General features: G+C 39.7%; 24 protein-coding genes and 2 pseudogenes. 5 read left to right on the top strand and 21 right to left on the bottom strand.

The window, feature by feature from the left end; genetic code table 11:
- Nucleotides 1–200 precede the first annotated feature (200 nt).
- Nucleotides 201–1,070, top strand: a complete 870-nt coding sequence (locus tag NC238_12750) for a methyl-accepting chemotaxis protein (GenBank protein MCM1566784.1) — start codon at nt 201–203, stop codon at nt 1,068–1,070.
- Between the two features lie 402 nt (nt 1,071–1,472).
- Here NC238_12750 and NC238_12745 read toward each other — a convergent pair whose 3' ends face one another.
- From NC238_12745 to NC238_12690, 12 genes and pseudogenes are all read right to left on the bottom strand, one after another.
- Nucleotides 1,473–1,886, bottom strand: a complete 414-nt coding sequence (locus NC238_12745) for a hypothetical protein (GenBank protein MCM1566783.1) — start codon at nt 1,884–1,886, stop codon at nt 1,473–1,475.
- The gene (locus NC238_12740; protein ID MCM1566782.1) at nt 1,879–2,637 is read right to left on the bottom strand and encodes a hypothetical protein; all 759 of its coding nucleotides are present in this window, start codon (nt 2,635–2,637) and stop codon (nt 1,879–1,881) included. Before NC238_12740 ends, NC238_12745 begins: the two co-directional genes overlap by 8 nt.
- A 70-nt stretch (nt 2,638–2,707) precedes the next feature.
- Nucleotides 2,708–3,345: pseudogene (locus NC238_12735) on the bottom strand (cobalamin-dependent protein).
- Nucleotides 3,346–3,394: 49 nt separating this feature from the next.
- Nucleotides 3,395–4,006 carry a nuclear transport factor 2 family protein gene (locus NC238_12730; GenBank protein ID MCM1566781.1) on the bottom strand — a complete coding sequence of 204 codons (612 nt, stop codon included), beginning with the start codon at nt 4,004–4,006 and terminating at the stop codon, nt 3,395–3,397.
- Nucleotides 4,007–4,795: 789 nt separating this feature from the next.
- Nucleotides 4,796–6,172 carry a reductive dehalogenase gene (locus NC238_12725; GenBank protein ID MCM1566780.1) on the bottom strand — a complete coding sequence of 459 codons (1,377 nt, stop codon included), beginning with the start codon at nt 6,170–6,172 and terminating at the stop codon, nt 4,796–4,798.
- Between the two features lie 37 nt (nt 6,173–6,209).
- Nucleotides 6,210–6,518 carry a dehalogenase gene (locus tag NC238_12720; GenBank protein MCM1566779.1) on the bottom strand — a complete coding sequence of 103 codons (309 nt, stop codon included), beginning with the start codon at nt 6,516–6,518 and terminating at the stop codon, nt 6,210–6,212.
- Nucleotides 6,519–6,621: 103 nt separating this feature from the next.
- Nucleotides 6,622–7,401, bottom strand: coding sequence for a Crp/Fnr family transcriptional regulator (locus NC238_12715; GenBank protein MCM1566778.1), 780 nt, complete (start codon nt 7,399–7,401; stop codon nt 6,622–6,624).
- Between the two features lie 880 nt (nt 7,402–8,281).
- Nucleotides 8,282–9,646 (bottom strand): reductive dehalogenase, encoded by a 1,365-nt coding sequence (locus NC238_12710; protein MCM1566777.1) that lies wholly within the window; start codon nt 9,644–9,646, stop codon nt 8,282–8,284.
- An 18-nt stretch (nt 9,647–9,664) separates the two neighbouring features.
- A complete protein-coding gene (locus NC238_12705) occupies nt 9,665–9,970 on the bottom strand; it encodes a dehalogenase (protein MCM1566776.1) in 306 nt (101 codons plus the stop codon).
- A gap of 139 nt (nt 9,971–10,109) precedes the next feature.
- Complete coding sequence (locus tag NC238_12700; GenBank protein ID MCM1566775.1) at nt 10,110–10,823, bottom strand: Crp/Fnr family transcriptional regulator; 714 nt, start codon at nt 10,821–10,823, stop codon at nt 10,110–10,112.
- Nucleotides 10,824–11,249: 426 nt separating this feature from the next.
- On the bottom strand, nt 11,250–12,629 hold the full coding sequence (locus tag NC238_12695) for a reductive dehalogenase (GenBank protein ID MCM1566774.1): 1,380 nt from the start codon (nt 12,627–12,629) through the stop codon (nt 11,250–11,252).
- Between the two features lie 2 nt (nt 12,630–12,631).
- Nucleotides 12,632–12,949 (bottom strand): dehalogenase, encoded by a 318-nt coding sequence (locus NC238_12690; GenBank protein ID MCM1566773.1) that lies wholly within the window; start codon nt 12,947–12,949, stop codon nt 12,632–12,634.
- Nucleotides 12,950–13,216: 267 nt separating this feature from the next.
- Here NC238_12690 and NC238_12685 point away from each other — a divergent pair, with 267 nt between their 5' ends.
- Nucleotides 13,217–13,558: a hypothetical protein gene (locus NC238_12685; protein MCM1566772.1), complete on the top strand. Its 342-nt coding sequence runs from the start codon at nt 13,217–13,219 to the stop codon at nt 13,556–13,558.
- Nucleotides 13,559–13,592: 34 nt separating this feature from the next.
- Here the strand turns inward: NC238_12685 and NC238_12680 are convergent, their stop codons facing one another.
- From NC238_12680 to NC238_12655, 6 genes and pseudogenes are all read right to left on the bottom strand, one after another.
- Nucleotides 13,593–14,279 (bottom strand): Crp/Fnr family transcriptional regulator, encoded by a 687-nt coding sequence (locus NC238_12680; GenBank protein ID MCM1566771.1) that lies wholly within the window; start codon nt 14,277–14,279, stop codon nt 13,593–13,595.
- 310 nt (nt 14,280–14,589) lie between these two features.
- Nucleotides 14,590–15,981, bottom strand: coding sequence for a reductive dehalogenase (locus tag NC238_12675; GenBank protein ID MCM1566770.1), 1,392 nt, complete (start codon nt 15,979–15,981; stop codon nt 14,590–14,592).
- 15 nt (nt 15,982–15,996) lie between these two features.
- On the bottom strand, nt 15,997–16,308 hold the full coding sequence (locus NC238_12670) for a dehalogenase (GenBank protein MCM1566769.1): 312 nt from the start codon (nt 16,306–16,308) through the stop codon (nt 15,997–15,999).
- 249 nt (nt 16,309–16,557) lie between these two features.
- On the bottom strand, nt 16,558–17,250 hold the full coding sequence (locus NC238_12665) for a Crp/Fnr family transcriptional regulator (protein MCM1566768.1): 693 nt from the start codon (nt 17,248–17,250) through the stop codon (nt 16,558–16,560).
- A 368-nt stretch (nt 17,251–17,618) separates the two neighbouring features.
- A pseudogene (locus NC238_12660) lies at nt 17,619–18,429 on the bottom strand (reductive dehalogenase).
- 213 nt (nt 18,430–18,642) lie between these two features.
- Nucleotides 18,643–19,320 carry a Crp/Fnr family transcriptional regulator gene (locus NC238_12655; GenBank protein MCM1566767.1) on the bottom strand — a complete coding sequence of 226 codons (678 nt, stop codon included), beginning with the start codon at nt 19,318–19,320 and terminating at the stop codon, nt 18,643–18,645.
- 744 nt (nt 19,321–20,064) lie between these two features.
- On the opposite strand from NC238_12655, the gene NC238_12650 reads away from it, so the two are divergent.
- The 3 genes from NC238_12650 (at nt 20,065) to NC238_12640 (ending at nt 22,831) form a co-directional block, all read left to right on the top strand.
- The gene (locus NC238_12650; GenBank protein MCM1566766.1) at nt 20,065–20,781 is read left to right on the top strand and encodes a Crp/Fnr family transcriptional regulator; all 717 of its coding nucleotides are present in this window, start codon (nt 20,065–20,067) and stop codon (nt 20,779–20,781) included.
- Between the two features lie 282 nt (nt 20,782–21,063).
- Nucleotides 21,064–21,372: a dehalogenase gene (locus NC238_12645; protein ID MCM1566765.1), complete on the top strand. Its 309-nt coding sequence runs from the start codon at nt 21,064–21,066 to the stop codon at nt 21,370–21,372.
- Between the two features lie 13 nt (nt 21,373–21,385).
- The gene (locus tag NC238_12640; GenBank protein MCM1566764.1) at nt 21,386–22,831 is read left to right on the top strand and encodes a reductive dehalogenase; all 1,446 of its coding nucleotides are present in this window, start codon (nt 21,386–21,388) and stop codon (nt 22,829–22,831) included.
- A gap of 300 nt (nt 22,832–23,131) precedes the next feature.
- On the opposite strand, the gene NC238_12635 is transcribed toward NC238_12640, so the two are convergent.
- The 3 genes from NC238_12635 to NC238_12625 are packed head-to-tail and all read right to left on the bottom strand — an operon-like array spanning nt 23,132 to nt 26,033.
- Nucleotides 23,132–24,388 (bottom strand): 4Fe-4S binding protein, encoded by a 1,257-nt coding sequence (locus tag NC238_12635; protein ID MCM1566763.1) that lies wholly within the window; start codon nt 24,386–24,388, stop codon nt 23,132–23,134.
- 34 nt (nt 24,389–24,422) lie between these two features.
- On the bottom strand, nt 24,423–24,725 hold the full coding sequence (locus tag NC238_12630; GenBank protein MCM1566762.1) for a dehalogenase: 303 nt from the start codon (nt 24,723–24,725) through the stop codon (nt 24,423–24,425).
- Nucleotides 24,726–24,743: 18 nt separating this feature from the next.
- Nucleotides 24,744–26,033: a reductive dehalogenase gene (locus tag NC238_12625; protein MCM1566761.1), complete on the bottom strand. Its 1,290-nt coding sequence runs from the start codon at nt 26,031–26,033 to the stop codon at nt 24,744–24,746.
- Nucleotides 26,034–26,281 lie beyond the last annotated feature (248 nt).

Raw genomic sequence — 26,281 nt, 5'->3', positions numbered from 1 at the left:
GCTTGGTTATAATATTATATTTTTTTTCTATATATTTTTTTAGTAGAAACTAAATGGCCTGGATTTATTTAGCATGTGCTAAATGGCCTGCCATTATAACATGATAGACTTCTATGTGATAACCACTCGATAAGAGTGGTTATTTATTATTTCCGTTCATTATTTCTTATATTTTTATTTTTCCAAAGGGAGGATTTATTATGGAAAATGCAAATCAAGAAAACCCTTATAATCCTGAGGCCGGTAATGGAGCTGATATTCTGGAATGTCTCAATAGAGCACTCCCTTACTTTCACAAAATGATACCTCTGGATAACATGATTGCCCTCTCTGATACCGAAAAGTATCTTAACAGTGTCGAAAGTGAAAAAACAAGGATGCCTTTCAACGTCATAGGAATGCCGCTTCCTCCGGGTGATGCCCTTGCTGAAGCGGTACGCACTGGTCAGCATACTGTTATGACAGTCCCTGCGGAAGTATTTGGTTTTTCCTTTAAAGGCTTTTCCTTTCCGGTCAAAGATGATAACGGTAAAATAATCGGAGGCATCGGCCTGGCCTTTAATCTGGAAACCCAGAATTTACTTACCGACACAGCACAATCTTTGTCCGCCTCTTCACAAGAGGTCACAGCAACAACCGAGGAATTGTCTGCCGCTGCCATGAAACTGGCCCAGGAATTGGAAGGAATAAAATCCAGGGGCGAAAGAGTTTTGGAAGAAATCAAAAAAACCGATGAGATCCTCAAGTTTATTAATGATCTAGCAGCCAACTCCAACCTCTTAGGCATTAATGCCGCTATTGAAGCTGCCCGGGCAGGCGAACAAGGACGCGGATTTGCCGTTGTCGCGGAAGAAATAAGGAAGATGGCTACCAACAGTGCTTCTTCAATCAAAGATATAAAAGAAATTGTTTCTTCTATTAAAGACGAATCCACTAAGTTAATTAGTCAAGTAATTCAGGCCTCCGGATTAGGCGAAAGCCAAGCTGCTGCTTCTGAGCAAATCACAGCGTCCATGTCCGAATTGGCATTATCCGCTGAAAATATCATGAAAGTAGCCCAGATACTTTAACTTAATACGAATACCGAAATTTGACTTTATTAAATCTAAGATAAAAATGCAAACAGATTTAACTACATCGAGAATAAAGCAGTAGACCCAGCTACTGCTTTATTTTCATCTCCAGAACAGGTACCTTCATATTATTTTATCCGTTAATCCAAACAAAACTTAGTAGTCTGGACTACACAACAACATTTTCTCCTCCTGCGGCAATTTGCTGCAGTCACTTAGGCCATGATGTATTTACATGAGAGACATGAATACAGTGAAACCGATTAGCAACCCTGCTTTAGCTTCCTCAGAAGGAAGAAAGTCCAACATGGACTTTAAGGCCTCATGCCCATCTGGATATTTTGTGTAATCAATTTTTTCTCCCATTATCTATTCCTCCTTATTTGTATAAAATAATTATTATTTGTAATTCCTGACAAATTCACTGACAGCTAATAAATTTTCCCTGTTGCAATCCTGCGGTACTGTTGTAAACTTGTTTGTGCTGAGAATAAGACCCCCATCTGTCCCAACTTCATCAATAACCTTTTTTACATAATCAATACATTGCTGCTTTGTTCCCTTGCTAATTAAATCCAGAGGTATTCCACCCCATAAGCATAAGTTCGGGAATCTCTTTCTGGCTTCGAATATGTCATCCGATTCAACGTAGAAACAAAAATGTCCTTTGGGAAGTTCCTGCAAGTATTCCGTTATATGCTTTGTTGTTCCTTCACTAAGTATAAACATTGTATTGCCGGTTTCGACGACCTTATCCACAATTTCTTTAAAGTATCGCCAGTAATAAGTCCCAAACTGTTTGGGGTTAACCATATTCTGGCTTAATAAGATGGCGAATGCTGTAAAAACTCGTTGGGGAATCCACCTTTTTGATTTTATTGATCTCATTTTTGACAAAAAACTCATGATACGTATCGCAAAATGCCTTTACTTTTTCGGGGTGAACCCTAAGGTCTCTGGAAAGTCCCTTCATACCCCTTAAGAAATTATATAAACATTCAAAAGCAGGGTATATTCTTGCGCCATTTTGCACATCTAAGATGGGCGGGACTCCGCACTCATCAATAAGCCTTATCGTTGTTTTCTCCATGGCTTGGGCGTATTCCAAAAATTTGCCCAGAGTATTCTGCAAAGTCTCTAGCGGCATATCCTTCGTAAATAAAGAATACTTTCTCGGCATGATGTCTTCCCACAAGGTCTTAACAGGATTATTAATAAACTTGTCATAATCCTCTTCTAGGAAAAAGCATTGTTCTTTTAACATCATCGTGTTATTTTCGTCATTGATGAGATATTCATAATTACCCAGACTTCTTGTCATTTGCAATGGGTTTCTGTCTCCGATGTCCAATAGCAAGTCAAATTGATACCTTTTTTGAAAGTTAATAACTGCATCTTCTACACCCTGCGTACTTAACAAAGCCTCACTCAATTTCATACCTAAGTCATGATAACGCCACAGACAGTCATTGGTAACAAAGGGTACTCTGGATGGGCGTTTTTTCATGCGTACGGCATCATCAAATATCTGAATCCTTTCGTTAAACAGTTGTTTGCTGTCCATAATCTCACCTTTCTTCACATGATTATTTTTTTTAATTCACCTGCCGTTTGTAATAAACAATATTTTAGCCTTAATTTACCCATTTTTGACATATTGTTACGCCTTCTGCAGCATTCGTGGTAAATGCATCTGCACCAATCTGTTTGCAAGCTTCCGCCGTAACAGGATTCCCGCCAATGATCACCTTCACTTGCTCCCGTAACCCCGCATCCTTAATAGCTGCTGCGGTACTTTTCATAGAATCCAAAGCAATGGTCAAAACGCCGCTCATACCTACTATTTGAGGCTTTGTCTCTTTTACTTTTTCTACAATAGTATTGGCAGATACGTCGATCCCGAGGTCAATGACTTCGAAGCCGGCTGCCTCCGACATGCTCTTGAAAATATTTTTGCCGATATCGTGCAAGTCACCTTGAACCGTAGCGAGGAGAATTCTTCCGACTTTTTCAGTATTTTCTCCACCCAGAAAGGGCTTAAGCGTTTCAATTGCAGCTGTAAGCAATTCCCCGGCGAAAATCAGATCGCCAACAAAATACTCACCCTTTTCGAAAAGATCTCCAACTATCGCCATTCCCTGTTGGCAAGCATTTAGGACCTTTCCGGCTTCATTGTTACTGGGGTTGGTTGCCACAAATTCATTTAAGATCCCTAGCACCTGTTCTTCATTAAGATCCCCATCGCCTGGGTCAATATCTGGTAATCTCTCATCGCAAAATCTCTCCCTTTCATATTTTTTGATTTTGACCAACCTTTCTAACTATATTTCCAGCCATTTTGTGCTTGTTTCATATAATTTTTTAATTGTTTCAGGTTTATCCTCTCCCGCAAGATTGATATCGATATCGTATCCCTCCTTGGCAAGCATATAAGAAAGGCTGGCATAACTCGGCCGGTATTTTCTTAATTGCTCCTCCTGGATGACAATTTGATTATTCGGATAAACAGGGACTAATAAATCTTTTTCGCAAATACAGTCAAAAGAAGAGATTCGCCAAATACCTTCTCTTTTTTCCACTCTAAAATGCAGCCTTGAATATGACATAAGATCTACCGGAAACCCGTCGAGTTCTCCAAATATATGAATAGTTGCCATCATCTCGACAACTGCCCTGTATTTGTTCAACCAAATCAAGGTGTCATTAATTTTATGCTTCGCATTGGACTGCATTTTCTTGGACGCTTCAATAAATTCATGTCCCGTTCCACTGAACCATGATATATTGACAGAAGAATCAGGATGAAAACATTTTTCCATTTCATCCCATAGTTTCTGATCCCTGCAGTATCGCTCAAACTCAACCAATTCTTTAATATTAAATTTATCAATAATCTCTTCTGCCGTGTTATTACCCATGCTTCTTTCAAACAACCTATACCGCCTAATATAAACATATGTCTTTATGAAAGTTGTACACTCTATTTTCTTACTGAATTAATAAGATCTCAAAGCGATATTACCGATTTTTGTCACCCAGCTGTTATTCAGCTGGCAAAAGAAGAAAGGGATAACGGGACGCCTTTTCTAGAAACACTAAAATATTATTTATACTATACACATTCTCCGAATGATGCCGCTAAAACTTTGTGCGTTCATCGCAATACATTATTTTATAGAATTAATAAAATAAAGCAGCTTACGGGCGTCACTTTGGACAACGCTGATGAACGCTTCCAACTTTATCTTTCAATATTGTTATTGGAGTTTAGTAGTATAAGTCCGGTAAATTTATAAAAAGCGATGACACAAATAAATGTGCATTTTCTAAGTTAAATAAATATTTTCATTTAATTAATTCCTGCTAAACTTTTATTGAATTAATCGTATTATAATATTTAATAGTTGCAATTCACCATTTTTGATGGCGTTGCAATTGTACCCATAACACCCATAGCAGCAACTGCTGCCCCGGTTCTCAGAAAACCGTGGCGGTTTACCAAAAAAATTGCTGCTTGGGTTCTTTTTCTTTAACCCCTTACCCTAATTTATCGAAGATTGCAACTTCGTGGATTTATTTTACGCTTAATATGTACAGGCGCTTTTCGTGTTGTTAATAAAATACGGCGTACCTAAAGGCACACCGTATTTTACCGAATATTATTTCATAATAATTATTCAAATCATATGATCTGATTCTCCATCAGTGATGAATAAAACAAATCATTTTTTTACCGGTGGATATCCGGCCGGCATAGGAAATAGTTCAGGCCACTCCAGCCACCATTTGTATTTCGTGATTTCTTCAGTACCGTATCCAAACATATCGTCGATCTGTTTGAGAAGAGATGCTGATTGTTTTCCTTTGCTTCCGATCCAGACACCGGCCTCATGGAACCAGGAATCTTCTTTAGAGCTCCAAGGACAGACCTTGACGCAGCGTCCGCAACTGAATCCCTCCTGATTGCCTGTACGGAAAGCCGCACATTTCCTAAAATCGCTGTTCCAGCGCAGGTAGCCGTTGTATTTTACGGGTTCTTCATCAAACGAAATTGCTTCACCCGGACAATTCTCTGAGCATTTCCTACAAACCCGGCAAAAATCAAGCATTCCAAAATCGATTGGTTTATCCGGGACAAGCGGGAGATCCGTAGTAACAGCCGCAACCTTATTGCGGAAACCCATACGCGGATGAGCAACGCAGTCACCGGTGCGTGTCAGTTCTCCCATACCGCACGCAATCAGGATCGGTCCCATCACTGAAGCATAATTGGCAAAGTGATGAGCACGGGCCCGGTAACCAAGCGAACGAATATACTGCGCCAGCATAACGGTAATGTTGGCTGTTGCGTGATAGGCACGGTAGGATTGGCTTTTGGCGATGCCGTCATAACCGGTGGAGGCCAACCACGTCTCAAGATGCTGCTCCACAGCGACACAGATAACATACGGCAGCCGCTCCGTAACAGGTATTTCCTCCATGAGAAGATTGGGATCAATTTTGCCGGTAGCATAGTCCCCATGTGTCGGCGAGATTCTATGAGAATAATATGCATAAGCCGGCATTTTGCCGATACCAACTTCGTCAGCCCGCAAGTAATAACATGTGTCTTTGATATGCTTGGACATGATTTCAGGATCAGGTACAGGCAGTTTTTCCGCCCTCGGCGGGGCAGGACCTTCCACGGCTTTGTCTGTACTTAAAAAACTTATGGCAAAACCCAAGCCGGAAGCCATTGGATCGCGTTTGCCCTGGGTCACATAGTTCCAACGCGGTATTTCGCCCAGTTCTCCGCGGATCGCCATGGTAAAACCATTATCGTACTCACTTATATTTTGTACTTCGCCTACAATCTGTGATGTGCCCAACCATTGGTCGTTATGCTCCGCATAACGCACGGAAGCTCCACCGTAATTCATTTTAGGCACGAGTTTGGACCAGTTCCCGCTCGCGGGTGATGCATAATCCAACGAAACCAACGAAGCATTTTCAGCTTTCAGGACATTCGGATTGATTGCACCCATCACTCCTGCCGCTGCCGCCGCCACGCCAGCTTTAAGGAATCCACGTCGACTAAAGTTTATCTTTTTATCTTCCATCTTGAATCTTTACACCTTCTTTACTGAATTTTTACCATTAAGCCTGCATCGTTTGATTGCTCTTCTTTTTGATACCGATATAACCTAATAGACGGGCCAGAACAACAGCCAATACAACAGAGATTCCTCCAAACAAGAAGATTGCTGTACTCGTTGCCTTAACATGTCCGACCGAGGCATTGATGTAGATAAAAGAAATTCCAATCCAGGTTATTGCATACCACACAACGTATAAAGTCCAGTTTAAAATTGTTCTCCACTTCAGTTCATGCTTGGCACGGGTTTTCAAAAAGAGTCCGCCGGCTAAAAATAAAATGCCCGCCAGAAAAATTAAAAATGTACCCATAACTTTCTCACCTCCTTGCCGGTAAAAATAACCTTTATGGATACATTATATTTAAAATTTCAAGCTCAAAGTTTTATCACGACTTTAACATTTTTATTATTTTTTACAAAGAGAACAAATCGTTATCCAAGCTTCTGCCTTGATTACTAAAAATGTGCGTTTCTTGCGTCAGGCGTTTTAATCCTTTCAGATCATGAATGATGATTGTATTCTTATTCTTTTCGATGATATTCTTTTTTTTCAGCCCGCCCAATACCTTCGAGACTGTAACATAATGTGCACCTGTGATTTCTGAGATCCTTTTCAGAGAAAGGTCGATTTGTATTTCAAATGAATCTCCTACGGCAACACCTTTCGTCATACACAGTTTATATAATAACCTTACCACCCTGATCGTGGGATTATATAAATCCATTTCAGCCATTTGCCGCATGTAATAAGAAATTTTAGCATGATAGTTTTTTATAATATCAAAAAAAACTTCCTGATCTTTTTGAAAAATTAGTTCCAACTGCTGTTTTGTAAAATAACAAATCTCTGTTTTCTCGAGCGCAACAATATAATACTGATTATAAGCTTCAAATAATCTGCCCATCATATTGTATTTACCGGCAGTATAAATAAACCTTTCCCTTCCATCATCAACTACCAAATTAACTCTTATTCTACCCGATAGAATATAAATGAGAGCCTTGGGTTCTTCTCCCGGTATAAGGACGGCACTGCCTTTTTTAAAAGTTTTTCTGGTCCCCAATTCAATGTACGCGTATAATCTTTCGACGGGATACAAAGAATCGGGAATAATCATTTCAAATTTGATTTCTTCAATACTGCTCCCGCCATTTTTCCCTTGCATTTTCTTGCGTGTCGTTGAAGGATTCATTTTTACACCCCATTTTTAGGATTGATTAAATATTTTCACTTTCCAAAAAGAGGTCAGAATCATAATAAATGTATAAGTTCTTGTGGCAATTAACAAATTGTTTTGTTTAATAGCTAAAATGATAACAATTCCATAAAAAATAATAAATATTTCTCTAATTATCATTACGTATCTGGTATTCTTTGATTCAGATCTGACTTCATGTTTCCATTTCTCCTTTCTTAATTATTTTATTACAACTATTGAATTTATTTATATCCTGATCCGTTAACAAATTTATGATTGATTGTAGAATCAAATACAACACATAAAACAATAAAACCATAACATGAAACCGAGTACAATCTTGGTGTCTAATCAAATGACATACGGAGGTTTCATCTATGGCTCAAAAAATAATACCACATCCGCACGTCATTTTAAACATCTTTCAACTTATTGAACGCGGTAGTATCATGCACTGATATAAAAGGTTTCTAGAAGTGTTGCATTTAATATTAATTCAAAGGTCAACAAATATATGAGTAAAATTGAAAATGTTCAAACTAATCTTATGTGTTTACTATACAATAGTAAGAAGGATCAATTGTTTAAACCGTGATAACATTTTTTACGGTTTAAAAATCAATACACACCTCAATATTGCCCAATATTTATAAAAAATTTCAATTTTATTTGCATATATTAAAGTTTTAAAACTATATCCCTGTTAAAATGCAGAGTAATGGGACAACTGATAAAACTAACGTAACCATAATAAAAGGAGTATCCTAAGCTACTTAAATTAGTAGTTTAGCAATACTCCATAGTTAATCTGCTCTTTATTAATGTTTATTATTTATTGGCCATCATTAATGCGTCAGAATGCCAGGGCCATAGATTAGTATTTTTGAAGGCCTGGCAGTACTTCAGGGGTAGGCCAAAGTTCCGGCCACTCCAGCCACCACTTGTACTTTTCAACTTGCTCAGTACCGTACCCGAACATATCATCCATGGACTTGAGCAACGTAGATAAAGTTTCTCCAGAACTACCGATCCATACCCCAGCATCATGGAACCAGGATGCCTCTTTCGTGTTCCAGGGACAAACCTTCATACAGCGGCCGCAGGAAGCGCCTTCTTCATTCGTTGTACGGAATATGGTACATTTTTTAAAGTCACTGTTCCAGCGCAGATAACCGTTATACTCAATAGGATCGGCATCCTGGGTAATGGCGCCGGCCGGACAATTGTCCGCACACTTTTTGCATACCTTGCAAAAGTCTTGCAGACCAAAATCAATGGGTTGATCGGGAAGCAGCGGCAAATCCGTCGTAACAGCGGCAACTTTATGACGGAATCCTAAGCGTGGATGAATAGCGCAGTCGCCCGTTCTGGAGAATTCGCCAAGACCGGCGGCAATGACGCAAGGAGTCATAACTGCTTTATAATTGCGGGCGTGATGAGCCCGGGCATTGTAGCCAAGGCTACGAATGTAGTTAGCAAGTGTGACAGCAACGACACCGGTAGCATGGTAACCCCTAAACGATTGCGCAATACTGATTGAATCATACCCTGTAGACGCTAGCATCGTCTCCAGATGTTGGTCAATCGCAACGACGATGACGTAAGGAAGTCTGTCCGTTACCGGCGTAACTGCATTGGCAACATCATTCATTGCCAACGCTTTTGGATTTGTAATCTTATCCGAATACCAAGCATACTCCGGCATACGGCCAATTCCAACTTCATCGGCCCGCAGGTAATAGGCAAAGTCTTTGATGTTTTGAGACATTTGTTCCGGATCAGGAATGCTCAGTTTAACAGGAGATACTTTGCCTTGCACTGCAGCCTCTGTGGCCAAAATCACTAAAGTATCATTCTCAGCAGCTCCTTCTGGAGCCTTTCTAACAAAATACATCCTGCCTCGTTGGGCTTCAGGGCCGTATAAGCCGCGGCCAGCCTGTGAAAATCCTGCTTCCGCTTCACTTATATTTTTGATTTCACCAACGATCTTCGAGGTGCCAAGCCATTCATTATTGTATTGAGCTAATTTGACTTTTGCTGCTCCATATTGTCCACTGGGTTTTAATTTAGATTGTGCTCCATTTCTGGCAGCGCTTGATCCAACAGCAGCCTCAGCAGCAACAGCAGTTTTCGTACCTATTGTGCCCATAATTCCCATCGTTACTGCTGCAGCAGCCCCTGCTTTTAGAAAATTTCTGCGGTTGATTTGCAACTCTTTTTTCTGACCGTTATTCTCCATTTTTTTATCACCCCCCTGTTAAGCTTGTAATGTAGTTTCCTTTTTCTTAGCACCAATGAAACCGAGTAAACGGGCCAGGACAACTGCAAGCACTACCGATATCCCCAGGAACAGGAATATTGCCGTGCTTGTTGCTTTGACATGCCCGACTGAGGCATTGATGAAAATAAAGGAAATCCCGATCCAGGTTATCCCATACCATACAACATACAGGCTCCAGTTAAGGATCGTTTTCCACCTCAGCTCCTTTTGGGCGCGAGGCTTAATAAAAAGAATACCGGCAAGAAATAACAGACCCGCTAAAAAGACTAAAAATGTACCCATAGCTTTTTCACCTCCCCTTTTCCAAGTGGAAATTAAATCGTTACAGGTACATTGTATTAAATCAGTATCGCTCAATTTATGTCGTGGATTAAATCTATATCCTTTTTAAGATATTTTTTTAAATTTATCATCATCGTTATCATGAAACAGGATTACTTTCATGACCGGTAAAAATATGCGTTTCATGTGTCAACATTTTAAGTTTTTCCATATCATAAACAAATATTTTCTCCCTCTTTTTTTCCAAAATATGATGTCTTTTTAAGTAACCTAATGCTTTGGAGACGGTTACATAGTGGGCCCCGGTAATTTCTGAAATACTCGTTAAAGATAAGTCATTATTTACTTCACAATAATTAGCCTCTGCTGTACCTTTCGAATTACAAAGTTCATACAGCAGCCGTATGACTCGAACTGCCGGATTAAAATAATCCATCTCGGCGACTTGCCTCATGTAATAAGATGTTTTAGAAAGATAGTTTCTTATCACATCGAAAATAATTTGTTGGTCCTCACGGAAAATTCTTGCAAGCTGCTCTTCATTTAATAAGCAGACCTTGCTATCTTCCATCGCAATAATATGAAGATTATGATATGTTTCAAATAACCTCCCTACAAAAGTATGCATGCCGGCAAAATACATTAATCTTTCCCGGTCATCATCAAAAACCAAGTCAACTCTTATCTTACCGCTTAATACATAAATGATTGCATGTGGCTCTTCTCCCGGAAAAACCACGGTACTGCCCTTGGCAAAAGATTTTACTGTTCCCAAGTGGACATAGTCCTGTAATTTTGGAACAGGATAAAAGGTATCGGGTACAATTGCTCCACACTTTCCGAAGTTTTCCATCCCCTTCTTTTCCCCCTTATCAACTTTCTTTACCAGAGATTAATATTCAATTTTCCCCATATTTCATCCCTCCATTCTCTAAAAATCTTTAATTTGTTTACATACATTAAGATTATTTTGAATCGTCTGTGCTAAAATATTAAATTGATAAGTTCATTGTCTTTAAGAGTGAAAAGATAGCACAAATATTATATAATAAAATTTCTTTGTATGATTTAATTCACGACAACTTTATGTACGAAGGTTTGTTAAGATTGCTTATTAGGATCATTGATTGGTTAGTTATATTTTGATTCAAAGAAAAAAGGAGTGATGCTAACTACTAAAATATGTAGTTAGCGTCACTCCTTAATTTGATTTGGTATATCGCGGTTAATTATTTATTGAATATTATTAGGTGATTATTGGATGGTTAAAATACGGCGATTAGTATTTTACAAGGCCTGGCATCTTTTCAGGCGTAGCCCACAATTCCGGCCACTCCAGCCACCACTTGTACTTATCAATTTGTTCGGTACCATAGCCAAACATATCATCCATGCCTTTAAGCAGTTTGGATGAGGCTTGCCCATGGCTGCCGATCCATACTCCGGCAGCATGGAACCAAGACTCCTCTTTTGTATTCCACGGGCATACCTTCATGCACCGGCCGCAGGAAGAGCCTTCTTTATTTGTCGTCCGGAATTTCGCACATATTTCCATGTTACTGTTCCAACGCAAATAGCCGTTATACTCAACCGGCTCTGTATCCTGGGTGATGGCACCCGAGGGACAATTGTCCGCACATTTTTTACATACCCTACAAAAGTCCTGCAGACCAAAATCAATCGGTTGGTCCGGGGCCAACGGCAAATCCGTTGTAACCGCAGCTACTTTGTGGCGGAATCCTAAACGCGGATGGATGGAGCAGTCTCCTGTTCTGGATAATTCACCTAGTCCGGCTGAAATAAGACACGGTGTCATAACGGCCTTGTAGTTTCTGGCATGATGTGCCCTGGCATTATAGCCAAGATTACGAATATAATTGGCTAAGACGACAGCAATAACACCGGTAGTATGGTATCCTAAAAAGGATTGGGCGCCGCTGATCTGATCATACCCGGTAGAGGCCAACATTGTCTCTAAGTTTTGGTCGACCATGACCGTAATAACGTACGGTAATCTGTCTGTCACAGGAGTAAGTGCTTTCTCAAGATCGTTCACTGCCAAAGCATGCTGATCCGTGACCTTATGAGAATACCAGGCAAAATCCGGCATTTTACCGATTCCTACCTCGTCGGCCCGCAGGAAGTACGCAAAGTCCTTGATGTTCTGGGACATTTGCTCCGGATCAGGAATATTCAGTTTGACTGGGGACACTTTACCTTGGACTGCCGGTTCTGTTGCCAAGATCATTAAAGTATCGTGTTCGGCTGCCCCGGCAGGATCTTTTCTAATAAAGTACCCCCTGCCAATTTGAGACTCTTTTCCGTATAAGCCACGACCGGCCCGTGAAAACCCTGTCTCTGCTTCGCTGATATTTTTGACCTCGCCAACGAGCTTTGTCGTGCCAAGCCATTCATTATTAAATGTAGCAAATTTGACCGAAGCAGAGCCATATTGTCCGGTGGGCTTTAGCTTAGATCTCGCACCATTTACTGTAACGCTTGAACCTACAGCCGCCTCAGCAGCAACAGCAGGCATCGTGCCAACCGTGCCCATAAGTCCCATGGTAACCGCCGCTGCTGCACCGGCCTTCAGAAACTTGCGACGGTTCATCTGAAGGCCCTGCTGTTGGTTTCTATCATCAGCAAGATTTTTTGACATGACTATTTTGCCTCCTTCATTTGTTTCATTAGGCTTAATCCATTTTTCCCGAGGAAACCCAGGAGCCTCGCCAGAATAACCGCAAAGATAATGGACAGACCAAAGAATAAGAATATTCCCGTACTTGTAGCTTTGACGTGACCAACACGGCTATTCAGAAAAACAAATGAGATGCCTGTACATGTAATCAAGTACCAAATGACATAAAGAGACCAGTTGAGGACCGTCATTATTTTATTTTCGCGTTTCATAAATGGTTTTAGCGCTAAAATACCGGCTAAGAAAGCAATTCCGCCAATAAAAACTAAGAATACGCCCAAAAGACCCACCTCCATAAAATTTTGTAGTTTTTTGTACGTACATTCACTACCACTAAACTAAAAGTACCAAACTGAATACCCAAAAACTTTAGCTAGTGCTAAATTTGATTATTTTCATTCTTCGTGAAGTCTTTCTGATAGATTACAACATCCGTTCATATAGATATCTGAATTTTAATTCCTGCTAAAAATATGAGAGATCCCGTTTGTTACAATAGGTATGATAACGCGTACTGATAACGCGTACAAAAAGGATGGTTCTGAAAAATGCATCAATTTCAATTGGGGCAATATAAGGGCTTAAATATTAGACCTGAACCTATGTTTTCAGAGGCTGATCTGGACACTGCTGTAACCGAAGCAATTTCTAACATGTCCTACCGATGGGCAAAAAAAAATAAGCCTATTTCCATAGGTGACGAAATCATCGTCTCAGTAAATGCACATTATGAGAGGCAAATTGTCCCGGAATTATGTATGGCAGATTTTAAATATACCCTCGGTGACCCGAAGCTCCAAGAACAATTTAAAAACGCCCTCGGAAAAAAAGAGGGCGAGTGCTTTGAAATGGACATTATGATTTCCCAAAACAATCCGATTGAACGTTAAATAACAGCAAAATAATTGCTAAGGATTTAGACGATTAAAAAACATGTGTCCCCTGAGTCATCATTTTCAGTTTTTCTGCATCATAAATGATAATTTTTTTTCTCTTTTTTTCCATCACTTTATTTTTTCTTAACCAGCCTATTACTTTGGAAGCGGTGACATAATGCGTCCCCGTTATTTCAGAAATATTCTCTAGAGATAATTGAATGTTAATTTCATAATGATCACCGGTTTTTACGCCATTGGCAATATAGAGTTCATAAAACAGCCTGACGATCCTGACTGCTGGATTGAAATAATCTATCTCTGCAGCTTGCTTCATGTAATAAGAAGTTTTTGATAAGTAGTTTCTTATGATGTCGAAGGGGATTTCATCATTCAAGCTGAAAATTTTTTTAAGCTGTTCTTTTGAGAAGAAACAAACCTTACTGTCTTCAAGCGCGATCGCATAACTATCATTGCAGGTCTCGTATAACTTGCCCACTAAGCCATGTTTTCCGGTAAAGTAAACAAGCCTTTCCCTGCCGTCATCGAGTAGCTTATTTACTCTTAGCCTTCCGGAGACCACATAGATGAGTGAAGAACATTTGTCTCCCGGCCACATGACAGCACTGCCTTTAGCATAAGTCTTTACAGTCCCCAAATTAATAAATTCCTGCAACCTTTCAACTTCAAAAAATGTATCCGGAATAGCCCCTCCACATTTTTCGTTTTCTTCCATCCACTTTTCCCCCTTCACCAAGATTTTCACCGAATCCACATCATATTAAAATTCTATCATATTTTGATCCACCATATTCTAAAAAAGTATAATTTGTTTGCATAAAGTATAATTCAGATCATTTTTCTGAAATAAACGAACCCTCATGAATAAAAATCCATGAGGGTTTGTCTATCAATAACTTCTGCACATATTCTTAACTCAGTCTCGATATAAAAAAGCTGTTGACGCCCAGCTTTTTCGTTCGTCGTACAACAGCTTTTTTATTGCATTCATTAATTTTTCAGAGATACCTTTGGAAAATTAAAGTTTATAGAACTCCATGAGACGGCAGCGGCGCGGTTAGAATGCTTACGGGAGGCAGTTTGTAATTTTCCGGCCACTCAAGCCACCATTTATATTTCTCGATCTGCTCGGTGCCATATCCAAACATATCATCAATGGCTTTCAGCATCGACGCAGAGGTTTTAGTCTGGCTTCCAAACCAAGTTCCCGCCTGGTGGAACCATGAATCTTCCTTCGAATTCCACGGGCAGACCTTCATGCATCTCCCGCAGGATGCACCTTCTTCATTACTTGCCCGGAATTCGGCACACTTGTCTGCATTGGTGGTCCAACGCAGGTAACCGTTCACTTCTTTCATATCATCATCGAGTGAAATAGCGCCGGAAGGACAATTGTCGGCACATTTTTTACAGATACGGCAAAAGTCAAGAAGGCCAAAATCAACGGGTTTATCCGGAGCAAGCGGCAAATCTGTTGTAATAGCAGCCACCTTATGGCGGAATCCCAAACGGGGATGAATGGTACACTCACCTGTGCGTGATAATTCACCCAATCCTGCCGCTATAATAACCGGAGGCATATTTGCGTTATAATCCACAGCGTATTGCGCCCGGGCGTTATAACCAAGATTTCTGATATATTGAGCGATGATAACAGAAATCATTCCTGTTGAATGATATCCCAGGAAAGATTGGGAGAGGCTGATGGCATCATAACCTGTGGAAGCGAGCGTTGTTTTCAAATTCTGATCGACCATAACCACAATAGCATATGGCATGTCCGGTTCAGTCATCGGTTTGACGCACTTTTCCCTGGGCAACTCTAACAATTCTCTTCCGGGAAACGGTTCATATATTACCTTTTCGGAATAGTAAGCATACGACGGCATCTTGCCGATTCCCACATCGTCGGCTCTTAAAAAATAAGCCAGGTCTTTGATATGCATCGACATTTGTTCTGGATCAGGGATTTCCGTTTTCACAGGAGCAACAGGACCTTCCACGAGGGGTTTCGGTAGGGCGGTGCTCATAACTATCGCCATGGCCATGGGGTCTTTGGGTATAAGATTGTAGAGTCCCAATTGTCCCCTTTCACTGACTTTTCCCTCAGCACAACGATCAAACCCGCTGTCGTATTGGCTAGTTCTCTTTATCGGTCCGACAATTTTAGTAGTTCCCAGCCACTGGTCGTTTTGTTCTACAAAACGAAGTGAGACGCTGCCCATATCATGAACAGGATGTAGTTTGGACCATTGACCTTTGGGTGCGGGTGTATACTTAAACGTCTCGCCCGCCGCACTGGCGACCTTGGCAGGTGCTGTCAGCGCCCCAACAACTCCCATAGCAGTAGCTGCAGCACCGGCTTTCAGGAAATTTCTCCGGTTTATCTTTAACTGCTGTTTTTGTTCGTTACTCAATTTTTTCCCTCCCAATCAAGCTTGTTGTGAACTTGCGTTTCCCGTTTTTTTCACGCCGATAAAACCTAGCAACCGTGCCTGAACGACAGCAAGCACCACTGATATCCCTAAGAACAGGAATATAGCCGTACTTGTTGCTTTAACATGGCCGACCGATGCGTTAATGTAAACAAAGGAAACCCCCATCCACGTGATGGCATACCAAATAACATATAAGGCCCAGTTCAGTACTGTTTTCCACATTAAGTCCCTTTTGGCGCGAGGTTTAATAAAAAGAATCCCCGCTAAAAATAACACACCGGCAATAAAAATTAAGAATGTACCCATTATCTTCACCTCCCTTTTAATATAATTTTAAAGATTTACTTGATAGGAATTTTAGTATGAACTAAGCATTAATAAATTTTTCGTATCATCACCTTCTGTAATTAGTTATAAATCCGATAAATAAAATATAAATAAATTTATATTTTTTGATATCTGTAATAAACAAACCCTCAGGAACAAAAATCCATGAGGGTTTGTTTATTGCAGATATAGTGTTTTAGAAAAATTTGTATCTATATGTTACTATCTTTAAAAAAGACGTTTTTCAAATGTTAACTCTTTTAATCTATCTAAATCATGGATAATGATTTTGCCTTTTTTTTTCTCAATAATTTTTTGCTTTATTAAATATCCTAATACTTTAGATACTGTAACAAAATGGACTCCTGATATTTCAGAAATTTGTTTCTGAGACAATTCAAGACGGACTTCATATGAATCCCCTACTGGTATTCCGTTAGATATGCATAGACCATAAAGAAGTCTTACAATTCTGACCGTAGGATTGTATAATTCCATTTCAACGGTCTGTTTCATAAAATAAATGCCTTTGGCAAAAAGATTTTTCATAATTTCAAAATATAAATCACTGTCAGTTTGAAAAATTGTTAAAAGCTGCTCCTTTGAAAAAAAACACACTCTGCATTTTTCTATTGCAGTCGCGTAGGCATTATCATTATTCAGCTGAAAAATCCTATCCATGACTCCATTTTTGCCGCAAAAATATACCAACCTTTGCCTACCTTCCTCTGTAACCATGTTGAGCTGGATTTTTCCCGAAAGTACATAGATTAGCATGCACTCATCCCCTGGTAAAATAACGGCACTTCCTTTGGCATAGGATTTCACAACTCCTAAATGGACAAATCTTTGCAATTTTTCAACGGGATAGAATGTGTCAGGAATTGTTCTTGTCAATTCATTAAAAAAATCGTATTCCATGGCTTTCTAACCCCCCCAATAATATACTTTCTTATTAATTTATATATTTTCCTTAAAAAATAATCTTATTTGTTTGCGCATGTATTAAATTTTTTTGTTAGTAAACTGTGTTAAGATACGATAAATAAACGGAATAATAACTTCATATATTGTTTTTTTTCAATTTCCATACATGCCGAAAATCATAATTTTATTATAGAATTTGCGATATTAGAATACAATAACCTTTTATCAAACTTTTTTATCAATTATAAAAATGCTGGTAACGGTCTATCTGACTATTACCAGCATATATCGGACTATTTACTCTTATTTAGGTTATTCCAACGTTTGATATAGAGCCATTAATTATAATTCAGGTCTGGTTATCAGAATGGCATTTTATCCGGAATTGATAACAGTTCAGGCCACTCCAGCCACCATTTGTATTTTAAGATCTGTTCCGTACCATAGCCAAACATGTCATCAACCGATTTGAGCAATTTGGCTGATGCTTCATTTTGGCTTCCGATCCAAGCCTGATGGAACCATGAATCTTCCTTGGAGTTCCAGGGGCAGACTTTCATACAGCGACCGCAGGAATTACCTTCTTCATTTGTTGCCCGGAAATCCGAGCACTTTTTGAAATCACTATTCCAACGCAAGTATCCATTATATTCAACAGGACTCTCATCATGTGTAATTGCTTGGACTGGACAGTTTTCCGCACACTTTTTACATATTTTGCAAAAATCCTGTAAACCGAAATTAATTGGCTTATCGGGAGCAAGCGGCAGATCCGTAGTAACACAAGCACCTTTATGGCGGAATCCAAATTTAGGATGGACTGAAGTATCACCTGTACGGGATAGTTCCCCTAACCCACTAGCTATAAAGGCAGGAGTAAAAACCATTAGAGAATTTTTAGCATGATGAGCCCTGGCATTATAACCAAGTTTTCGGATGTATTGAGCCAAGACAACAGCAACACCTGCTGTTTCACTTGTAGGACTGCGTACCACTGATTTGGTCATACCCTGTGGAACCCGACATCGTCTCCAAATGCTGGTCAATAATAAACGAAATAACATAAGGAAGGCGTTCAGTTACCGGGGCGACACATTGTTCCCAAGGCTTTTTAAATAGGCCTTTAGGATCTTCTACATGGTAGGAATAATATGCATATTCCGGCATTTTCCCTCCCAATCAAGCTTGTTGTGAACTTGCGTTTCCCGTTTTTTTCACACCGATAAAACCTAGCAACCGTGCATGAATTATAAATTTTCAAATTTTTTATATCGTTCGTACAATCCATATTAACTTTTTTTGCATGAAAAGATACTGTAAAAGAGGTGCTTCTCCAAGCACCTCTTCTTTTTGTCCCAAACCCAGAAATAACTGACGAAAGGTTCGTCAGTTGCTGATCAGATCTTTAAGTCTTTTTAAGTCAAAGATTATAATCTTATTGGATGTTTTACGCAAAATGTTCTTTTCTCTTAGATTTTGGAATATTTTGCAGACAGTCACATAATGGACACCTGTCATTTCAGAAATAGCCTTTTGCGACAACTTAATATTAATTTCATAAACATTGTTAACTAACTCTCCTTTAGTAAGGCAAAGCTTATAAAGTAATCGCAGAACCCGAACCGAAGGATTATAGAGCGCCATTTCCTTAGATTCATGCATAAAATACCCACATTTTGATGCATAACTCGTAATAAATTCACAGAGAACTTCCTTATCCTGCTGAAACATCTCAAGCAACTGGTCTTTTGAAAAATAGCATACAACGCTCTCTTCTTCTGAAACAACATCAACGAGACAATCATCAGACTGAAATAATCGATCAACAAACGTGCCAGCATCAGCATGGAACATCATCCTTTTTTTTCCATCCTCAGTTAGAAAGGTAATACCTAATTTTCCTGAAATAACATAAATAACGCTATCGATGATCTCTCCGGGTGAAACAACGGAATCTCCTTTTTGGTAATTTCGGACAATCCCCATATTGAGATAATTTTTTAACTTATTTATTGGATAAAAATTATTCGGTAAAATATAATTGTTGTTAAAAATTTTTTCCATAATTATTATTCCCCTAAAAATTTCATTCTATTGTCCTTTTTGTTTCTACGGCCTCCGACTTGTTATATGAATATTATCATAATTTAAAAACTCATAATGTTGGCGCATGCTACATAACATAAAAAATATTATGATCTATATCCCCTCCTTAAAATTTTATATAACATTTTGTTAATTCTGTATGATTAAAGTAACTCGATTATCTAAAAATAGAGAACTGTTCCCTAATATGAAAGGTCAGTCCTCTGCGATTATTTTCGTTGTATTTACTTAACGGAAGACCTTGATCTTATAGCCTTTCAAATTTTCGAAGTCCATATCACTAAACGGGGAATAAAATATCTGTCTTAACAAGTGCTTTCATGTTTAAATATCTGTGTTTGTTGCATTAACTTTTTTAGTTTTTCTTTATCATATATCAGCAATTTTTCCTTCTTCCTTTTTAGTATTTTCTGCTTTTTCAAGATACAAAATACCTTAGAGACCGTCACATAATGGACTCCGGTTATATCCACTATTGTATTATAAGATGGCAGCATGCTCGCTTCAATATGGTTATTGACAGGTATCCTTGGAAACACACAAAGATTATAAATCAATTTTACAATTCTAATCGTTGGGTTCAAAAATATTAAGGGGAAATTGAAAGGTTAAATCGATATGGTATAATTTGAAATCTAGTATAAACTAAACTAAAAACCTTTATCATTTAAATGACCATAAAGTAAATTACTAGAGGTATATATGGGAAGGGGCGAAGAAGGTATGAAATACGATTTTTCTGATGAGGTGTCAAGAACCATTCCTGACACATTTTACCCTGTCGAGAGACTGCAAAAATTTACCCATCTAGGAATTGTGAAATCCTATGCAAAAGGGAGCGCTATTACTTTACCAGGGGATAGGGAGCCGATGCTAATCTATGTGCTTTCAGGAAAAGTCCAAAACAAAATGGTAACAGAGGACGGCAGGGAAATATTGCATTATTTTTGCGGCAAAAATGGAATCCTGTGCAAGCTCTTTCCGATGAAACATGATAATTCCTATATAACTACTATAGAAAAATGCAGCGTATGTTTTTTCACGGAGGCGCAGCTCAAAGTAATATTTCAAATAGATGATGATATATTTTTTGAAATCTTAAAGAACACTTTTTCTAAAAGCCTTTATTATATGATGCAAACAGTTGAAATGGAATTATACAATCCGACGATCAGGATAGTAAGACTGATTTACGGTCTATGCATTTCCAACGGAATACCCGTAGGAAATTCATATGAAATCCGTCTCGAATTGTCTCAGAGAACTATTTCTGAAATCTCAGGAGTCCATCATGTCACGATATCCAAAGTATTAGGATATTTGGAAAAGCAAAAGATTATTGAGAAAAAGAAAGGCAAAATCATTATCCATGATTTAGATAGATTAAAAGAGCTAACATTTGAGAAACATCTTTTTTAGAAAAAACAAGGCTTATAATATATTCTTGCAACAACCAATTTTGAAGGGTGTCGTAGGTCAGACCAAAAGTATTATTAAGACTAGTCAGATGATGAAAGAGGTAGATCTCATCAATCAGGCAGTTACCAAATCCTATATTACAACAGTTCAGGATAGTGCTTCCGGAGAAATCCGGGAGATTTTTTTTATGTGCACAGGCCTGAAAAATATTAGCAATGTTAATTTAAATTAACATTCCCACCGGATAAATCAGTAGACTTATATCTAAAAGGAGGTGGATTTATGAGTACATTCTTAATTTTTCTTGCCGGTGTGTTATTTTTAGCGGGGATACTTTGGATTAGACCTCGCGCCCAAAAGGATCTAATGTGGAAAACGGTACTGAACTGGTCCTTATATGTTATTTGGTATGCCGTTACTTGGATGGGGATTTCCTTTGTTTACATTAATGCTAGCGTAGGACACGTTAAGGCATCCAGCACGGCAATTTTCCTATTCGGAGGCATTTCGATCATAATGGCAATAGTGCTGGCGCGCTTCTTAGGGTTTATCCGTATCAATAAAAAGGTCAATGAATCAATCGAGGCTTAGAGGAGGAAAATTAATGTCCGTAAATTCAGAAAATAAAGAAAAAGGAATAAGCCGCCGTGGTTTTCTGAAAACCGGGGTAGCAGCCACTGCAATGGGCGTCATGGGTGCGATTGCGGCACCCGCCAAGATCGCCAACGCAGCGGTAGCATCACCTAGTTTGGACTATCAGACCACCAAAGGACAATGGTCAAAATTGCGTCCTAAAGCGAATTATGGCGGTGCATCCGTCCGTTATGTCGAAAATAACGATCAATGGCTGGGGACAACCAAGATTGTTGGAAAAGTGAAGCAAACCAATGAGAAAGATGCCGGATTTGCCCTGGCTGTATCAGGAGAATTGGGTGATAAAGCAAGGGCCGGACTTTTTACTACACTGTTTAGACATCCTATGGCATTACCGTTTGCAAGTGCTATTGGAGCAGTCTCAGGTATATCTATGCTTACAGGAGAGCCAAATCCGCATAAATTGCCTATACCAGACCCTGAACAGATGTCCCAGCATATTAAAGATTTCGCCTATTACCTTCGAGCAGACGAAGTAGGTATCGGCAATATGCCTGATTTTGCTTATTACGAAAGTAACATGGAACCGCCCTTAGCCGCATATCTCATGCAAGCTGTTCCCATCAATACACCATTTGGAAAGGTGCCTATCACAGATAAAATGCCTTACGTTATTTGTATGGCTGTAGAGATGCATTTGGAAACTTGGTTGGGTTCAACAGGATATGACGCCATGGGTGTCACCCAATCGAATCGGTGTTACCATGCCGCTGCCAATGCGGCAATCATCATGGCAAGTTATATTCGTCAGTTGGGTTATCATGCCAGGGCCCATCATTTTGGGAATTACGAGGTTCTTATTCCACCTTGTCTGATTGCCTGCGGAATGGGTGAACTTACCAGGACAGTTGATACTGCTCTTCATCCTCGTATTGGTTTCCGTCATAAAACTTCAGCAGTTACAACGGATTTGCCTTTGGCAACGGATAAACCGATTGATTTTGGTCTGCAGGATTTCTGCAGAGTATGTAAAAAGTGTGCGGATAACTGTCCTTCTCAAGCTATTAGCTTTGATGATGACCCTGTACCGCACAATGGTTATCTCCGTTGGAATACTGATTCTAAGAAGTGTACGGTATTCCGCGCTGCTAACGATGAAGGCGTCAGCTGCGGAAGATGTGTGAAAGTATGTCCTTGGAACTCCAAAGAAGATTCTTGGTTCCATGAAGCTGGCTTGTGGATTGGCAGTAAAGGAGAGAATGCTTCAAAATTGCTTAAAGGTATCGATGATATGTTCGGATACGGCACGGAACAGATTGAGAAATATAAGTGGTGGCTGGAGTATCCGGAACTTTATAAGTATGACGTTGAAGCAACTCTCAAACGCATTAACTCTGCTGCACCTGCTGCAACTCACGGAACTCACGGAACTCACGGAGCTTCCGGAGCTTTATAAGTATGACGTGAAGCAATTCTCAACGTATCCAGTTAATCGGAACGATTTTAAGGCGTAATTTTTGAGGACTTTATCTTCTAAAAGAACTGGTGACAGTCTATCAAACTGTCACCAGTTCTTTTGTGGCTATGGCTAACGTGATTGATCCGCTTTTAGCGGATCCGTGTGTAGACGGGGCGAAGAATCTAAATATTTATTAAGAAATAACATGGTGAGACTGAACTTCACTTATTACAATCATGATGGCGACAGCCAAAGTCAATAAGATAAATAATAAATCCTCCATGCTTAATTTGCTTTTCATTCTTTTACCTCGATGTTATCCAATTCATTTGCAGATCTTACTTCAATTGCTTCGATTCCTTTGATTCCTTTACTTCCCCGAACTTTTTTCAATTTGGCTTTTTCTAAAATCCCCATAATATATCTCCTAGGGCGCAAAATGATCTCATTGAGTATCAAGCCCGGACAGAAAAACCTGCACCAGAATCTGCTGATAAAGAAGGAACTAAAAATCACGACCGGCAAGATAAGCCACTGAATGCCGAACCCCTGCCGGCCAAACAAAGTAGCAAAAGGTTCGTAGCCGGCAAAACTCGGTGATTTTGTCAGGAATGCGCCTATGAGTGCCAGGTAGATGAGTACATATCTTATTTTAGCCGCTTTGGCTTCGACTGCTTTATTGCAGCATTTGAATTTGCCGCCGCCTACTTTGGCCGTGATTTCCTGCAAAGCACCAAACGGGCAAAGCCAGAAACAGTAAACATTCTTTCCTAAGATAAAGGTGATCACCGGGATGCCGATTAAGAGGATATACCAAACGAGGTTTTCACGAATAGACGGGAAATTCCCCATGAGAAGTCCGGTAATATTTGCAAGCGAAATGGGCGTATTATATTGGAAACCAATGATGACTAAACTTCCTAAAAGGGCAAGCCAGCGTAATTTTTTTTGTTTGAATGCCACGCCAATCACCATCAGGATGACCAACGCTATGACGGCAATTTCCTTGGATCCGAACTTAAACGGTTCCACTTCATCCTTAACATTCAGCCCGAACTCGCTCCTGGCTACGGCATGGCTTCCCTGGGAAACCGCTTTGGCTATCCCCCTTGTAGAAAAGGTTGCGCCCGATATCCGGTCGATATCCTTGTTAATGGATAAAGGATCTGTGATGTCTTTTCCGATAAATCTTTCCAAATATTTCTGATCTAGAATATTATCGATAAATGATGGTGTATCCTTGTGTGCGGCGATAACCGTCCCGACAATTTTTCCTTGCAGGTTAATTCCGGTAACCATCTTGATCGGACCGCCATAAGCAACCGCTTGCTCGATTACGACGTAGCCTATTTTTTCTTCGCTGCCGTTTTGATCTTTTGTTTGCCCTTCGTATATAACAGGGGAAGACGCAATCTTTTGAAAAGATTGCGCTTCCGGAAAAACTTGATTCATAAAAGGCATGATATCGTTATCTGTATGAGTCCAGCTGAAACCTAACGTTATGAGGAATATAACTGCTGCAAACACAATGATTTTATTTGCTGAGTTTTTCATTTCTTGCTCCTGTTAAAGGTCTGCCTGACTGAAATTATGCGGCCTCTACTTTATCAGCTTTCTTTTTGGAGGGTATTAAAGAATTTAACCGTACCGTAACGATAACTAAGACAAGAAGGATCGCTCCGAAGATTAACAGCCCCATGCCTGCAGCCTGCATCTCACCTTCGGCAATGCTGTAGACGATCCAAGCCAGGAGAAATGCTCCCCAGATCACGGATATTGCCGTTAAGATCCAGCGGGCTAAGGACATTTTTCCTGCAGCCTGGAATTTGATATATACGAACCATATGGATGATGCCATGAGTGCTCCCAAGATTAACCAGAAAATAATCATATTACCTCTCCTCTTTTCTTATTTATTCCAGAATTCCTTTATTGCATCCGGAACAGAAATCTTACCATAACCGAACAAATCGTCAAAGAACCTCAGAACGGGTTTTGCAGGTGTTTCTGTGCCCAACCTTACTAAGTCGTGATGCCATTCCTGGCGTTTGTTGTAAGGGCAGACCTTAATACAAATACCGCAGTCAGTACCGACTTTTGACCATTGGGTCATACACTTCACGCCATCTTGAGCCCATTTTTTGACTCCTGGATTCGTTATGGAAGATGTTTTAAAACTTGGTTCTACATCATGGGATATGGCTTGTGACGGGCAAGCGTCAGCACATTTCATGCAGGTTTTGCAGAATTCCATCGCTCCGAAGGTAACCGGTTTATCAATAGCCAATGGCATATCCGTGAACAATTTATATATCCGCACTCTCGGCCCATATTCCTTAGTGACCATAATACCGATTCTGCTGATCTCCCCTAGGCCGGCCTGAATTGCCAAGGGAATACTTAAAGCCGTATCATTGGAACAAGGTATGGCCTGGTAGCCTAATGTCCTGATAAATTTAGCCAACTTATGGAGGAGAACACCCGCATCGGAGTATTCATTGCCGGAAGCAGCCCCTTGGGGCAAAGCCGGGGCAGTCTGATAGCAGTCATAATCCATTTCAAAAAGCGCCACAATAACATTTGTAGGCGTAAACGGTAACTTATTTGGAACAGGTTTACCCGTTGCGAGATCGAGAACTTCAGAAAAGAGCCACCGTTCATCATAAGGGCCAATCCCGACCTTACATGATCCCCAGAATTTTGTTACTCTTTTGATGATCGCGCTCGCAGCTTCGGGGCTTTCAAATTGGTACTTGTTGGGGTTTACTTCACCTTCCCAAGTAAATAACCCTTGCGATTGAAAACCCGGAGCGCCCAGACCCTTATTGATATCCTCTTCAATCGACCAGCAGGCATGATCAAAGGCGAACTCAAGCTGTCCCCAGCCCTCTCCTCCTTCTTGAGGTATTGTCCCAAACCTTTTTCCGGCATATTCTGCAGAGACAGCACCAATCGGAGCCTGAGAAGCCATGCTATACCGTTTGTAGTCACTGGAGATTTCCACCGGCATGTCATCATGCTCGACAACTTGTGCATTGGCGATGCTATTACTTCCCAGCAGTTCAGAACCGAACAATGCGGCACCTGCTGCTCCAACCCCTACTCCTAGAGAGGTCTTCAAAAAACCGCGTCTGCTAAATTCTTTGGAAAAGGTTTTTTTCTTCTGAGTTTTTTTCTCTTTGTCATTTTCAGGAATCATACCTTATCTCCTCCTTAAAATATTTGAACTACAAATATCATAGATAAAATAAAATATAATGAATAGATCTCTATTCAACAGATGTTCACTATACAACATTAATTAAATTTTAGGACAAAATAGAATTAGTTGTTTTAATATTAAAAGGGAGAATCAAGCGTAATAAAAAAAATTAGGCTGGTCTCTGACAAAAAATTGGTGTACACTAAATATTGTCAAAACAATATTGCAGGATCATATTAAAGAAA

The organism is Dehalobacter sp. (genome assembly GCA_023667845.1).
Classification (GTDB): Bacteria; Bacillota; Desulfitobacteriia; order Desulfitobacteriales; family Syntrophobotulaceae; genus Dehalobacter.
The sequence above is the reverse complement of the archived record's forward strand: the minus strand, read 5'-3'. Positions and strand labels throughout refer to the sequence as shown.